Annotated in this window: 18 protein-coding genes; 17 read left to right on the forward strand and 1 reads right to left on the reverse strand. The window is 42.6% G+C overall.

The window, feature by feature from the left end; all coding sequences use genetic code 11:
* The first annotated feature begins 101 nt into the window (after window positions 1-101).
* Together AB3112_RS03445 and AB3112_RS03450 are read left to right on the forward strand one after the other, a co-directional pair.
* Window positions 102-518: a DUF948 domain-containing protein gene (locus AB3112_RS03445; protein ID WP_057909263.1), complete on the forward strand. Its 417-nt coding sequence runs from the start codon at window positions 102-104 to the stop codon at window positions 516-518.
* 20 nt (window positions 519-538) lie between these two features.
* Entirely contained in the window at window positions 539-1,003 is a 465-nt protein-coding gene (locus AB3112_RS03450; protein ID WP_057909262.1) for a YtxH domain-containing protein, read from the forward strand.
* A gap of 35 nt (window positions 1,004-1,038) precedes the next feature.
* Here the strand turns inward: AB3112_RS03450 and AB3112_RS03455 are convergent, their stop codons facing one another.
* Window positions 1,039-2,139, reverse strand: a complete 1,101-nt coding sequence (locus AB3112_RS03455) for a Xaa-Pro peptidase family protein (RefSeq protein ID WP_084998688.1) — start codon at window positions 2,137-2,139, stop codon at window positions 1,039-1,041.
* A gap of 217 nt (window positions 2,140-2,356) precedes the next feature.
* On the opposite strand from AB3112_RS03455, the gene ccpA reads away from it, so the two are divergent.
* From ccpA to AB3112_RS03530, 15 genes are all read left to right on the forward strand, one after another.
* Window positions 2,357-3,358, forward strand: a complete 1,002-nt coding sequence (ccpA, locus tag AB3112_RS03460) for a catabolite control protein A (RefSeq protein ID WP_057909260.1) — start codon at window positions 2,357-2,359, stop codon at window positions 3,356-3,358.
* A gap of 163 nt (window positions 3,359-3,521) precedes the next feature.
* Window positions 3,522-4,256, forward strand: a complete 735-nt coding sequence (locus tag AB3112_RS03465; RefSeq protein ID WP_057909259.1) for a YebC/PmpR family DNA-binding transcriptional regulator — start codon at window positions 3,522-3,524, stop codon at window positions 4,254-4,256.
* 108 nt (window positions 4,257-4,364) lie between these two features.
* Entirely contained in the window at window positions 4,365-5,336 is a 972-nt protein-coding gene (gene comGA, locus AB3112_RS03470) for a competence type IV pilus ATPase ComGA (protein WP_084972638.1), read from the forward strand.
* Window positions 5,266-6,327, forward strand: a complete 1,062-nt coding sequence (locus AB3112_RS03475) for a type II secretion system F family protein (RefSeq protein WP_084972637.1) — start codon at window positions 5,266-5,268, stop codon at window positions 6,325-6,327. Before comGA ends, AB3112_RS03475 begins: the two co-directional genes overlap by 71 nt.
* 1 nt (window position 6,328) lies before the next feature.
* Window positions 6,329-6,643: a competence type IV pilus major pilin ComGC gene (gene comGC, locus AB3112_RS03480; RefSeq protein ID WP_057909256.1), complete on the forward strand. Its 315-nt coding sequence runs from the start codon at window positions 6,329-6,331 to the stop codon at window positions 6,641-6,643.
* Entirely contained in the window at window positions 6,627-7,076 is a 450-nt protein-coding gene (locus tag AB3112_RS03485; protein ID WP_367333960.1) for a hypothetical protein, read from the forward strand. The genes comGC and AB3112_RS03485 overlap by 17 nt, the downstream gene beginning before the upstream one ends.
* Window positions 7,060-7,245, forward strand: a complete 186-nt coding sequence (locus AB3112_RS03490) for a hypothetical protein (RefSeq protein ID WP_081037509.1) — start codon at window positions 7,060-7,062, stop codon at window positions 7,243-7,245. The genes AB3112_RS03485 and AB3112_RS03490 overlap by 17 nt, the downstream gene beginning before the upstream one ends.
* Window positions 7,220-7,663, forward strand: a complete 444-nt coding sequence (locus AB3112_RS03495; protein WP_084999179.1) for a ComGF family competence protein — start codon at window positions 7,220-7,222, stop codon at window positions 7,661-7,663. The genes AB3112_RS03490 and AB3112_RS03495 overlap by 26 nt, the downstream gene beginning before the upstream one ends.
* A gap of 301 nt (window positions 7,664-7,964) precedes the next feature.
* Window positions 7,965-8,975: a class I SAM-dependent methyltransferase gene (locus AB3112_RS03500; RefSeq protein ID WP_084975543.1), complete on the forward strand. Its 1,011-nt coding sequence runs from the start codon at window positions 7,965-7,967 to the stop codon at window positions 8,973-8,975.
* Between the two features lie 45 nt (window positions 8,976-9,020).
* Entirely contained in the window at window positions 9,021-10,220 is a 1,200-nt protein-coding gene (locus AB3112_RS03505; RefSeq protein ID WP_057909252.1) for an acetate/propionate family kinase, read from the forward strand.
* A gap of 104 nt (window positions 10,221-10,324) precedes the next feature.
* Window positions 10,325-11,698 (forward strand): amino acid permease, encoded by a 1,374-nt coding sequence (locus AB3112_RS03510; RefSeq protein WP_084975542.1) that lies wholly within the window; start codon window positions 10,325-10,327, stop codon window positions 11,696-11,698.
* 222 nt (window positions 11,699-11,920) lie between these two features.
* On the forward strand, window positions 11,921-12,529 hold the full coding sequence (locus AB3112_RS03515; protein WP_084975541.1) for a metallophosphoesterase: 609 nt from the start codon (window positions 11,921-11,923) through the stop codon (window positions 12,527-12,529).
* 23 nt (window positions 12,530-12,552) lie between these two features.
* The gene (locus tag AB3112_RS03520) at window positions 12,553-13,944 is read left to right on the forward strand and encodes a bifunctional UDP-sugar hydrolase/5'-nucleotidase (protein WP_084975540.1); all 1,392 of its coding nucleotides are present in this window, start codon (window positions 12,553-12,555) and stop codon (window positions 13,942-13,944) included.
* 13 nt (window positions 13,945-13,957) lie between these two features.
* Window positions 13,958-14,542, forward strand: coding sequence for a YutD family protein (locus tag AB3112_RS03525; protein WP_084975539.1), 585 nt, complete (start codon window positions 13,958-13,960; stop codon window positions 14,540-14,542).
* A gap of 16 nt (window positions 14,543-14,558) precedes the next feature.
* Window positions 14,559-14,820, forward strand: a 262-nt coding sequence (locus tag AB3112_RS03530) for an HAD hydrolase family protein (RefSeq protein ID WP_367333961.1), incomplete at its 3' end; no start/stop codon positions are given.

Below are 14,820 nucleotides of genomic sequence, written 5' to 3' on the forward strand. Positions count from 1 at the left end.
CAAAACCCGTGGGGAATTGAAACCGGCATTCGTTCATTTTCATTGTCAAATGGTTATTGGAATGCTATTCTTAAGTAAATGTTGCACAAGGAGGAATTTCGATGACTGCTGGACAAATCGCCGGCTTGATCGCCGCAATTGCGTTTTTACTTTTAGTTATATTTATCGGCCTCTTCTTAATGAAGGTCAGCCGGACAATTTCTGAAGTTAATGCTTCAATCAGGATGATGACGAGTAACGTTGATGTCATTGCCAAACAAACGGATAAGATTATGGCGACGTCTAATGATCTGGTTAAGGACGTTGATGACAAATTAAATATCGTGACGCCAGTGTTTCAAGCGGCAGCTGATCTGGGCCAAAGTGTTTCTGATCTAAACAGTGCGACCCAAAACTTGACTAAGCGGGTTAAAGACACCGGCAAGAAAGGTGTTTCAGCAGGACTTGCCGGAAAGTTTGGCAAGGGTGCCTGGAATATGTACCGCAATCGTAAAAGTACCAAAAACACCACAAAATAATGCATGAAGGGATGATTATAATGGGTAAAAAATTAGCAGCAGGACTGTTTGCCGGAATTCTCGGTGCGGGGCTTTACGCCGCTTATCAAAAATTAGATGAAGATAAAAAAGACCGTCTGAAGCGTGATGCGCGCGATAAAGCCGACGAATTAAGGGATCGGGCAGTCGACTACGCATTTTATGCCAATGATGCTTTGAGTGATCTTAAAGACGTTATTCATGATGAAATGGATAACACCAAGGAAACTGTCAATGATGCCAAGTCACAATTTGCTGACAAGGCAAAGAGCTTCAAAGCTGATCAGACCACGGATGATCAACCTGCAGACGATGATCAAGACGACATTGTGGTTGACGCGAAGGATGCTTTTCAAAATTCCGACATTCCCAGTGCAGCTGACGACTTGACGCCGGATCCTGATAAAGGCGACTCATCAACTGGTGATATTCCGATTAAAGATGATTCAACAGATGATCAAGCATAAAAAAACAACCTCGGCTGAGGTTGTTTTTTTTGACTTTATAAATCAACATATCGTAATTCTTTTGTGGTATGGGTAAATGGTTCACTGCCATTTTCTGTGATGTGAACGCAGTCTTCAATTCGAACTCCGGCAACGTTTGGAATATAAATACCGGGTTCAATTGAAAAGCACATGCCGGGCTGCAGTTCCATTTTATTGCCTTCCATAATTGATGGAAATTCGTGCTCACTCATCCCCATCCCGTGACCTAAGCGGTGGATGAAGTACTCACCGTAACCGGCTTTGGTAATGACATCTCTGGCAATTTTGTCCAGCTCTTCTGCCGTGATACCTGGTTTGGCAGCAGCTTGGGCGGTTAACTGGGCTTCCAGGCAGACGTTATAGATGTCCATTGATTTTTCATCTGGTTTTCCAACCGCAACTGTCCGCGAAGCATCGCTGATGTAGCCTTGCCAAACAGTTCCCAAATCAAACAAAACCAACTGATTGTTTTGAACTTGATTCTCACTGGTTGCCCCGTGCGGCTCTGCAGCATGGGCACCGGCTTGAACGAGTGATGGAAAGCTCAGCTCCATGATCCCGTTTTGCATTAAGGCGTACTGCAGGTCAGCAGCAATTTGATCCTCGGTTTTTCCCAACGCAACGGCTTCAAATCCCTTTTGTAAGGCAAAATCGTCCCATTTTCCGGCGATTTTTAACTTTTCAATTTCATCAGCTGATTTGATTAATCGCATTTTTTCAATAAGTGGCGTTAAATTGGCTGAAAAGTCGCCATCAGAAAAAACAGATTCGAGCGATTCCAAGCGGTCAACGGCGAGTTGGGACTTTTCGATTGCAAAGTGGGTTTCATCGGTATTTCTCGCGTGAACTTGATCGGCGATCATTGCCCAGGGATCTTCATGATCCAAATAGCCATAAACCGGATTGGTCCAGCCGGTATCTTTGATTGCTTCGCTTTCCAGCGCTGGTCCGAAGATGAATGGGTCTTTATCTTTGAAGACCACCATCATCAAGACGCGTTCGACGGGATCACTGTAAAAGCCCGTTAGATACTGAATCGTTTTTGGATCGGTGATGAGTGCGATGTCTTGGTTGTTATCAGCCAGCCATCGTTGAATTTTTTCAATTTTGTTCACGATAATCACTCCTCAATTAATTTGTTCTTAGTATAGCATATGCTGAATTAGGATTTATCCCGCAAAATTCCGTTTTCACTTGAATTTTCATCAATGATAGTTTATTATTTAGTTGAAAACGTTTTCAATTTGCTGAAAACCTTTTTATTTGGTATATTAGATGATGTTTTGAAAATCGATGAAAACATATTCTAACGAGAAAGAAAGGGCTATCTTTATGGATAAACAAACAATTACAATTTATGATGTTGCCAGAGAAGCAAGTGTTTCAATGGCAACCGTTTCTCGGGTAGTAAATGGAAATGCCAATGTAAAGCCGGCAACCAGAAAGAAAGTACTCGATGTAATCGAGAAATTAGACTACCGTCCCAATGCTGTTGCCAGAGGATTAGCAAGCAAGAAAACCACGACGGTTGGCGTGATTGTCCCTGATGTAACCAATATGTATTTTGCATCGTTGGCTCGCGGGATTGATGACGTCGCAACAATGTACAAATATAACATCATTTTAACCAATTCTGATTCCAACAGTGAAAAAGAAATCAAAGTCTTGAATACGTTGCTGTCCAAACAAGTCGACGGTATCGTTTTCATGGGAAATGAAATTACGGATAAACTTCGAGAAGAATTTAAACGAACGAAGACGCCGATTGTTCTGGCAGGTTCAGTTGATGAAGAAGATTTGAATCCAAGTGTGAATATTGATTATGTTGCGGCAGTTCAAGAGGAAGTCAAAAACTTGATTGACCGTGGTAACAAGCGGGTTGCTTTTGTTTGTGGTCCTCTGGAACAAGCAATTAATGGTAAATTCCGGCTGAAGGGGTACAAACAAGCTTTAAAGAGTGCTGGAATTCCTTATGACGAAAAGCTGGTCTTCGAAACTGATGATACATACAAGACCGGAACGTTGCTTCAGCCCGCATTAATGGCCGTTAACGCAACTGCGGCGATGGTGACGGATGATGAATTGGCTGCAGGAATTATGAATGGCATGTCTGACGCTGACGTAAAAGTGCCGGATAATTTTGAAATTATTACCAGTAATGATACAAAATTAACAGAAATGGTTCGACCAAAGATGTCATCAATTACCCAACCTTTATATGATATTGGTGCGGTTGCCATGCGATTATTAACCAAATTGATGCACAACGAGCCGGTTGACGACAAAAATGTCTTGTTACCTTATGGCTTAATGAAGCGTGAATCCACCAAGTAAATTTGATAACTCAAAACAAAATGAGTGATTCTCTTGGACCACTCATTTTGTTCTGATTCAGTCTACTGATATTCCCAGCGTTCTTGAAACGGTGGGGCGTATCTGGTAGAATATTGACGTATGTTTGTAACCAGCTAATAAATTGTAGAAAAGAGGAGTTATTATGTCAGGACATTCAAAATGGCATAACATTCAAGGCCGTAAAAACGCTCAGGATGCTAAACGTGGAAAAATTTTCCAAAAAATATCACGTGACTTGTATCAAGCCGCTAAAGCAGGTGATCCTGATCCAGAAAACAATCCTCAGTTACGTTTAGTGATGGAAAAAGCACGTGCCGCCAACATGCCAAAAGATAATGTTCAACGTGCAATCGACAAGGCTTCAGGTGTTGGTGGAGCCAAATTCGAAGAAATTACTTACGAGGGTTATGGTCCCGGTGGAACAGCTATCATGGTTTCTGCTTTGACGGATAATAAGAACCGGACTGCTGCCGCAATTCGTTCCGCATTTACCCACCATGGTGGCACACTTGGAACAAGTGGATCAGTTTCTTACATGTTCGATCGTAAAGGATACATTGTGATTTTAAGAGATGGTCTTGATACTGACGAAGACACCATGTTAATGGACGCCTTGGATGCAGGTGCTGATGATTTGAAGACCAATGATGATGAATACGAAATCTTCACTGATCCTAAATCATTGGCCGAAGTTCGTGACGCACTTCAAAAGAAGGGTTATGACTTGGATACTGCTGAGGTTCGTTTATTCCCAGAAAATACCACCGAAGTACCAGAAGCAAAAATTTCTCAATATACCGGCTTAATTGACGAACTTGAAGATAATGACGATGTTCAAGATGTTTATGAAGCTGCTACATTGCCAGAAGAAGAATAAAAACTTTTTGTTTCAGACGACTAATTTTGTGATTAGTCGTCTTTTTTTGTCCATAAAAAAAGAATTTCACCCATTAACTGCGTATATATTAAATGTGAGGTGAAATTAATGGAAATTAGTCAACAGATAGACGGGTTGATTGCAGAGGCAATTAAGACCCGGGCAAGTGATATCTATTTTTTGCCAAATGGTGAAAATTATTTAATCAAGATTCGTAACCAACATGAAGTGATTATTTGGAATGAAATTGGCTATCTTCAGGCAAGACGGTTGATGAATTATTGCAAATACGTTGCCGATATGGCGCTCAGTGAACAACGGCGGCCACAAATCGGCGCAATGGATTGGAACATTGCCGACAACCAGTATTTTCTTCGGTTGTCATCGGTTGGGAATTTTGCCGGCGCTGAATCGCTGGTGATTCGAATTATCTATTCACTGCAAGATGTGAGTACGGCCTTTTTTGACGAAAATCAATTGCGGTTTATTTCGGAAATGAGCAAAAAGCGTGGGCTGATTGCCTTTTCGGGGCCAACCGGTTCCGGGAAAACGACCACAATTTATAATCTCGTCAAAGCCATGGTGACTGATCAATTCGTTATGACAATTGAGGACCCAATTGAGATTAAAGAGCAACGCTTTTTGCAACTACAAGTTAACCACGATGCCGGGATGGATTACGCTGATTTGATCAAAGTTGGATTACGGCATCGTCCAGATGTGTTTATTATCGGCGAAGTCAGAGATCCCTTAACTGCTGAAGCTGCGATTAAAGCGGCGCTGAGCGGACATTTGGTCTATACAACTGTTCATGCTCAGGACCCACTTGGGGTCATCGATCGCTTTAAACAACTTGGAATTAGTCAGGAGTTTATTTCTCAGGCATTGACGGGGGTAGCCTATCAACGGTTGGTACCGACCACTGATGGGCAACAAAAGGCAATGCTGATTGGCCATGAGTACTTCGAATTGGCTGATCTAAATTCTTATGATTGGAGTGAATGGCAAGATGGGCTCACGACAGCCGTTAACAGCAAGCTGGTTGCACCAGAGACTGCCAAAAAATTCGAACTTGGCTAAGAAATGGTCGGTCGCAGTCCAGGCCGGTTTCTTTGATTCGTTGGCCAATCTTTTATCCATCGGCTTTTCTTTGACTGAAGCCTTGAAGTTCATGGAACAGACCGAACGGCAATTGTCAGTCGGGGTCCACCAGATCATCGAATCCCTTAAAGAGGGACATGAATTTTCCGAAAGTATTCGTCCGTTGATTGAGGCCCAAGCCTACCATCAACTCTTGATTGCTGAAAAGCACGGTCAGCTGAGCGAAGTTTTAGAAGAGTTGGCCAGGTTTGATCGATTAAGAATGAAGCAACTTAAGAAGATCAAGGCAATGTTGGTGTACCCATTATTTCTCTGCTTGATTCTGGGAATCTTGATCATGATGATCCGGGTGTTTGTATTTCCTCAGATCCAGCAATTGATGCCGGATGCTCCTGTTCAGTCGGCACCAAGCTTGGGGATGCAACTCGTTAGACTTTTGCCGCTTCCAATATTCATCGGGGCATTGATTTTTATTGGGTACTGGAGTCGGTTAGACGCAATTTCACGGGCCCAATTCATTGTCAAAGTCCCACTGATAGGCAAATTATTCCGAAAATACATTGCCTACTATCTGGCGAGCAATTTAGCAACTCTGTTACGAAATGGGCTGAGTGTTAAAGAAATTTATGCGACGCTTTCAGAATTCAAATCCGGTTCGTTAATTCACTTACTGGGTGAAAAGCTGCATGCCGCCTTGATGGAAGGACAATCGGTTAAAAATCTAGTGAATCGGCACAAGTTTATCCCAAATGAAATTGTGAAATTTATGACATCGGGGAACACGATTCCCGAAATGGCCAATTCGATGACCGCCTATTCGAAGTTGATGTTTGATGAGATGATTTCAGCAACCGATAAAATGATTGCGTTTATTCAGCCCGCGATGTTTGTGGTGATTGGCGTGACGATTGTTGGCACTTATTTTCAACTTTTAATTCCAATATATAACTCGGTGAAAGGAATGTACTGAAATGAAAAAGCAAGTTAAGAAGATGCGCTCAGGTTTTACTTTGATTGAAATGACCATCGTGCTCTTTATTATTTCACTTTTGATTTTGATTATTATCCCTAATTTATCCAACCAACGAAAACACGCCCAATCGGTTCACTCTTCGGCAATGTCGGAAGTCGTTCAAGCGCAGGTGGACGCGTATTTCAGCCAGCACCCAATGGCCAAAACGGTCAGCTTTCCGGACTTGGTTAAGGGCGGGTATCTGACTGCCAAACAGGTGAAGCAGGCTAAAGATGAAGGCTTAAAGATTTCACACAATGAAGTTCAAAAATAGACGCAGCTTTACTGTCATTGAGCTGCTGGTGTATTTAGCCGTCATCATCGGCATTTTGATGATTAATCTGATGCTTATCAAAGTTGTTGAAGCAGGCAATCCCAGTGAACGTATTTTCTGGAATTCCTTTGACAGTGCCTGGAACCGGATGATTATGAACGCCAAAGCAGAAGATATTTACTATCGGGTGTCGATTCGTGATACCGACGTGACCTTTTATCCAATGTATGCTCGTCGCCATGCTGGGCCAATTCGAAGTGAACACATCAAGGTTCCAAGTTCAATGCATGTGCGGTCGATAAAGACGCTCACGGCAACCGATGATGGCTTTACAGCGCCAACGACAGTAATTTGGCTGGATCAGGAAGGTCATGTTAAATACGACCAAAAAATTCAAATGGGATGGAGTGGATATCGTGTTGAAAAGCGGTAGACGAACCGGATTTACAGTCATCGACTCATTAATTGGACTCACCATTATTTGCTCGTTTAGTTTGTTTTATATTCAAACCATTCACCAGATGAATCAAAATATTGAATCCCAAGAGCAGGTGATGGTAGACGAGAGGGAAAAGTATGAATCGGAAATCCTTAATCAGTAATGGCTTTCGCCGACCGGGATATCTGTTAGTTGAAGGATTGGTCAGTGTCGTTATGACGGTGTTTGCTGTCTGGACGGTTGTGGCGATGATTTCGTACGCAAGTCAGGTTCAAAATCGGCAACTGGTCAATTTTCATTCCTATATTCGAATTTTGGAATCAGAAAAATTCGATTTTCAAATTAAACAGATCAAGGTCGGTGACACTTTGCTATACAGCCCTGTGACCCACAAATATTACCATATGGAAAAATACAAGGGGATGATTCGTTTCACAGGGAGTTTTAAGGGCCACATTCCCGCATTGAATGATGTTCAAAAAGTTCGCTGGTCGAAATTTAGGGGGTGTTTGAGAACAGATGTTACATTTAACAATGGTCAAAAATGTTCTGCGTATTCAAAATTACCGTTTAAAGATTGAAAAATATGAGCAGGGATCATTAACTGTCGTTGCCGTCATCTTTGTGGGGATCCTCGTATCTTGTTTAATGTTTCAACTGGCTGCGTACAAGCAGGAAATGGGGAGCATCTATCGAATTACTGAATCCGATCGGAAAATGCGGCATCAGTTAAAGAAGCAACATCTAAAAAAAGATGTTCATGATAAACGTACAAACGGTCACGATTCATGACCGTTTTTTCTTGTGAATTTGCATTCTTACTTGAATTGTTTATAGCGAATCTGGTAGTATTTAGTAGTATTCAAGTATTGTGAAGGGGAGTTGAGGGTTCTGACTGAAGGACAAATCGAACGATTTTTTGGTATCTTGAACCAATCAAGTGAATTGATACAAAAATCCAGGGACCAATCCTATTTGGATTCATTAATTGAAACTCTTGGTGCCATCCAAAATGGGGACGACAATGACCAAGGCCTGTCTTCAGCCGATGAAAAAAAGCTGATTAATATTTATACAGCTTTCGATCAGGACGACTATGACCGTGAAACGATCCGCAAGGCGATCCAAATGGCAGTTCTTAAAGCCATTCGGGTTGATCAAATTCAGGCCAATTATCAGATTACCCCTGACACAATTGCCAATGTGATTGGTTATATCATGGCGGGTGTTTTCCATGATAAAAAGCAACTGAGTATTTTAGATCCTGCGATGGGGACGGCCAATTTACTGACGGCAATTGATCATCAACTTCAATCAAGCTTGGGAATTGATATCACGATTTCCGGAATTGAAAATGATGACGCAATGTTTGAATTAGCAGCGGATTCAGTGGAATTACAAAAAATTCACGCAGAATTATTTCACGAAGACACGGTGCAGAACGTTCTGGCACCTGTGGTTGATGCCGTTGTCAGCGACCTACCGATTGGATACTATCCAATTGACGCCAATGCAAAAGGCTTTTCAACCCATTCTGAAACCGGCCATTCCTACGTTCACCATTTATTGATTGAATTTGGGATGGACCATGTTAAAAAAGGTGGTTTTGGCTTTTTCCTAGTGCCAAGCCAAATCTTCCAGACTTCAGAGGCCAAGCAGCTTCTGAAATGGATGCAGGGCAAGGTATTTCTTCAAGGACTGTTGAATTTACCAAAGGAGCTGTTTCAAAACAGCGCCGCTCAAAAAGCCATCTTGATTCTTCAAAATTCAGGCAACGGCGCTAAACAAGTGGATCCGGTAATGCTGGGTGAATTTCCATCATTCAAGGATCAACAAGCTTTTGCCAAGTTCCTAACCGAAATCGATGATTGGGAACAAAAGGATTTATCTTAAAATGTTTATTCAATATTAAAAAACAACAGAGGAGCATTACTTATTATGGGAAAATCAATTGCAATCAACGCTGGTAGTTCCACTTTAAAATTCAAGTTATTCCAAATGCCTGAAGAACAGGTGATTTCAAGTGGGGCGATTGATCGAATCGGCCTTGGTTCATCAGCAATCTCAATCAAGTATGATGACGGCAAGAAATTTAAAGATACACAAGACATTGATAACCATGAACAAGCCATTCAACTTGTTTTGGATAAATTATTAAGTCTGGATATCATTAAGGACTATAAAGAAATCACTGGCGTTGGGCACCGGATCGTTGCTGGTGGGGAACTATTCCCCGATTCAGTGGTTGTTGACGATGACGTGATCAAGAAGATTGAATCTTTAACTGATTTTGCGCCACTTCATGAACCAGCCGCATTGTTAGGCATCAAAGCCTTCAAGAAGATTCTTCCCGATGTGATCAGCGTTGCTGTTTTTGATACCTCATTTCATACAACGCTTCCTGAAGTTAACTATATGTACAGCTTGCCATATGAATATTACCAAAAGTTCCAAGTTCGTAAATATGGTGCTCACGGAACCAGTTACCGTTACGTATCAGCCCGCGCTGCCGAAATTCTCGGCAAGCCTTTGAAGGATTTGAAGCTGATCGTCTTACATTTAGGCGCAGGTGCTTCAATTGACGCGATTAAAGACGGTAAGTCATTTGATACCTCCATGGGCTTCTCTCCAGTTGCCGGGATTACCATGGCAACCCGATCAGGAGATGTTGATCCTTCTGCACTTCAATATGTCATGGATAAAGCTGGCATCAAGAACATGGACGACATGGTTGATATCTTGAACCACAAGTCCGGCTTGGTGGGAATTTCCGGTGTTTCTGCCGATATGCGCGAAATCGAAGGCGTTATGGGAACCAACCATCGAGCAATGCTAGCTCGTGAAATTTTCAAAAACCGAATTATTCGCTACATCGGGAGTTATGTTGCCGAAATGGGTGGCATTGATGCCTTGGTTTACACAGCTGGAATTGGCGAAAATGACATTATGATTCGTCAAGAAGTTGCCGATAAATTAGGTTACTTTGGCATTAAAGTGGACCCAGAAAAGAATGACATTCGCGGTGAAGAACGTGACTTGTCAGCAGCGGGTTCAACTGTTAAAACCTTGTTAATCCCAACAGACGAAGAATTAATGATTGTTCGAGATATTGAACGACTCCGGAAAACTCAAAAGTAAAATTACGTTAAAAATCTATTACTAAACACTAGCCGTGATAGCAAATCACGGCTATTATTTTAGAAAAAAGTAAACTAACGATATTGAGAAAGGATGGCACACTTGTGGAGAAACAAAAAGACGACAACCAATTATCTCGTGGCTTGAAAAATCGTCACGTGCAGCTGATCGCCTTGGGGGGCACGATTGGGACCGGGCTATTTCTGGGTGCCGGACAATCCATTCACCTGGCCGGACCGTCAATTATTTTAGCTTATGTGATTGCTGGACTTGCCTGTTTTCTTTTGATGCGTGCCTTGGGCGAATTACTGGTTTCAGATGTGAATCAAAATTCATTCGTTTATTTCATCAAAAAATATCTGGGTGAAAAAATGGGCTTTGTAATCGGTTGGACTTACTGGATGTGTTGGATTGCGATTGCGATGGCAGAAGTCACTGCATCGGGGCTGTATGTTCAGTTTTGGTTTCCAAACATTCCAATTTGGCTGACAGGCCTCGTCCTATTGGTAATTCTGTTTGTGATTAACATTGTGGCGGTTTCTGCCTTTGGTGAAACCGAATTTTGGTTGGCAATTATCAAAATTGCGGCAATTGTCGCACTAATTATCATCGGGATTGTTTTAGTTGCGATTCATTTCAAAACCCCGTACGGCCACGCTTCTTTGAGCAATGTCGTGAAGGGGGGCTTTTTCGCCAATGGGGCCAAAGGGTTCTTATTATCATTTCAAATGGTCTTATTTAGTTTTGCTGGAATTGAAATGATTGGGATGACGGCTTCAGAGACGCAAGATCCACTGGTGACGATTCCAAAGAGTATCAACGAAGTGCCAACCAGAGTGCTTCTGTTTTATATTGGGTCGTTGCTGGCTTTGATGAGTATCTTCCCATGGCAGCACGTGTCACCGACTTCCAGTCCATTCGTGCAAGTGTTTGCCGGCGTTGGGATTCAGTCCGCAGCCATGATTATCAATTTTGTGGTTCTAACAGCTGCAATTTCAGCTTGTAACAGTTCGTTATTTACAACGGGGCGGATGCTGTTTTCGTTAACCTATGACGGCAAGTCAAAATTAAGCCAAAAGGTTGGTACCTTGTCCAAACGGCAGATTCCATTTAACGCGATTTTGTTTTCAACTGGCGTGATCGCCGTGATTGTTCTGTTAAGTATTTTGATGCCTGGGAACGTCTTTTCATTTATATCAAGTGTTGCGACGACCTGCTTCCTCTTTGTTTGGGGGATGATTGTCCTGGCGCACATTAAATACCGAAAGGCGATTAAAAAATCCGGTAACGAAAGAAAGTTAACGTTTAAAATGCCGCTGTACCCAATCTCAGACTATTTTGTGCTCATTTTCATGGCCTTTGTGGCCGTGATTCTAACAATGAAGACGGAAACGCTGATTGCACTGGTGGGCTCAATCGTTTGGCTGATTGCGTTGTTTGTGGCAAAAAGTTTGTCTGATAAGGTTAAAGAGGATTGATCCCCAGTTAGATAGATTGGTCTAACGCAAATCTGCGACTGGCTTTGGGGTTACGATTCGATTATACAAACACAATTAAGGAGGCTGGAAAATAGGTGAAACGCTTATATTCCAACCTTTTTGTGTGGCTGTGGGACGTCTTCTTGAAGAGTTTTGCATTACTAAATTTCACTAGGGTGGTATCATTAACTGTATAACTTATCGACGAAAGAAGACGTTTCGATGCAATTTTTTACTGCGGACACTCATTTTTTTCATGAACGGTTACTCGGAATCAGCGAGTTTGCGCCCCGACCATTTCTAACGGTCGAAGATATGAACGAAACGATCATTGACAATTGGAATCGGCGGGTTGGACCGGAAGATGTTGTCTATCATTTGGGCGATATTGCGATCTTGCATACCCGTCCTGAAAAAGATGCCCTTGAACAAATATTTGACGTGTTGGACCAGCTAAATGGCCGACTCGTTTTGATTAAGGGCAATCACGATTCACGGGCCCTGTTTAAATACCTGGATCGCCATAATCACCCGGTTGGAAACGGTCAAAAATTTGAATTTCACGATGTTGGTGCGTTGATTAAGATGAACCACCGTCAGTATTATTTGACCCACTACCCAATGATGATGGGCATTGTCAAACAGATCATTAATCTTCACGGCCACATTCACCATTATGCAGTCCCGATTAAAGAAAATATCAACGTTGGTGTTGATACGCCTGAAACTGATTACTTGAAAACAAAGCCGCCATTTGGGACCCCGTTTTCTCAAGCCGAAATTGAGGAAATGATTGCCGGAAAAGCGGTTGATTTTGCAAAACGACATTAATTTGAAAAAGATTGGATGATTTGATGACTGAGAAAATAACGATTTTACACACCAACGATCTGCATTCTCATTTTGAAAATTGGCCCCGAATCAGGACCTTTATTAATAATCGTCGAGATGAATTGAATGCTCAACCGAACTCATCGGTCATTACCGTTGACTTGGGCGATGCGGTGGACCGTGTGCATCCTTTGACCGAGGTGACAAACGGAAAAGCCAACGTTGAATTGTTAAACCAGGTTCACTATGACGCCGTTACCATTGGCAACAACGAAGGATTGACCAACAGCCATGAACAATTAGACGAGTTATATGATGATGCAAATTTTGACGTTATTTTAGGCAATCTTTTGGATAACCACACAAAGCTCGGCCCGTCCTGGGCGAAACCGAGCAAGATTGTGACCACGCCTCAAGGAACGCGGGTGCTTTTGATCGGACTGACCGCACCATACTTGCTCACGTATCCGATATTGGGGTGGCAGCCGATTACGCCGGACGTTATTTTACCAAAGATATTAGCGAAAAATGCCGGCAAGTTTGATATCTGTGTCTTACTGTCGCATTTGGGATTACCGGTCGATCGAATTCTTGCCCGCAAGTTTCCCCAGCTGAACGTGATTATTGGCGCTCATACCCATCATCTTCTGGTACATGGCGAAAAAATTAACCACTCTCTTCTGGCAGCCGCCGAAAAGTGGGGCCATTACATTGGTGAAATTACCTTAACCGTCAATGATCAGCATCAAATTGTCTCAGATTCTGCCGTAGTCATTAAAACGGCGACTTTGCCCGAACAACCTGGAGATGCTGCTGAAATTGCCGAGTACCAAGAACACGGTGAAAAATTATTGGCGCGAAATAAACTTGCCCGGATAAAAGCGCCGATGACCACGAATTTAATTGGCCATTCGCGGTTGGTAAATGAAGGATTGCATGCGATAATGGAAAAAGCAGACACTCAGGCCGGCATCCTAAGCTCAGGACTGTTTTTAACCAATCTGCCAAAGGGAATTGTTGATCGCAATCAACTCCACCAAATGCTGCCACATGCGATGCATGTCATGCGGGTAACGCTTGATGGGTATAACCTATGGCGACTGATTCAAGAAATGGAAAAAAACCGCAACTTTTTAACCAAATTTCCGCAAAAAGGGATGGGCTTTCGTGGTAAATATTTTGGTGAGTTGCATTATGAAGGCTTGCGTTACGATCATGATGCCGGACAACTCTTTTTTCATGAAGACCTTGTCTCGCCAATCAAAACGTACCAAGTTGCCATGCCGGATCACTACTTATTCATTCCCTTTTTTCCGACGCTTAGTATTATTGGCCAAAACGAAATCTTATATGATGAGAACTTACGGGATGTGTTTGGCGATTATATGGCCAAACACTACCCATTAACACAATGAGAGGAGAATCACTGTGGACCGTAAACAACTAGACGAACTCGTGGCAGCACAAAACGAGGCCCGTAAACCGCTGGCCCGAATTCAGCGGGTTTCCGAAACCGAATTTCTGATCAATGACCACAAGTATGAACTGGACACCAATCATACTGACGGCTTTGACTTTGATGAGTTTGTTCGCCGATATAATCCAGCCCTAAGTCAATATGACTACATCGTGGGTGACTGGGGATACGGCAAGCTTCGGTTACGTGGCTTTTTTAATGATGATCGGACTGAAACGCCAGGGCCCTTTATTACCGCCCTTAATGACTACATTTTAGAAGACGTCAATTTCGGTGCGGCTTACTTTGTCGTGCATAACTTGGAAGCCCGACCGATCATTCGAAAGACCCGCAGTAGCCGTGGTAAGCATCGAAATAATCGAAACCGCAATTCGCGTGGTCGAAATAATAATCATCGCAATCACCGGAACCATGCGTTTGAAGAGAAAAAGGTGACCACGACTCGGCCGCCAATTGATAAACGTCAGAACATGGTGGTCAAGACTGAAAAAACTTCTGACAAGCATCACTTTATTATTCGTGAGAGTAAAAACTAATTCAAAGGATGATTCGATGGCAAATTACAAGGGGTATTTTATTGACCTTGACGGGACAGTGTATGCTGGCAAAAAGCGAATTCCCGCCGCAAAACGATTTATTGAACGCCTCCAACACGCCGAAATTCCGTTTTTGTTTGTGACCAATAACTCAACTCAGCTGCCCAGGGATGTCGTCAAAAATTTGGCGGAAAACCATGATATTCACGTAAAGGCTGAAAATGTCTACACGTCCGGGATGGCCACTGTTGACTACATGAATGCGCATAAGTCATCCA

The sequence above is a fragment of the Lentilactobacillus sp. genome, assembly GCF_040773105.1.
In the GTDB taxonomy this organism is placed as follows: domain Bacteria; phylum Bacillota; class Bacilli; order Lactobacillales; family Lactobacillaceae; genus Lentilactobacillus; species Lentilactobacillus parabuchneri.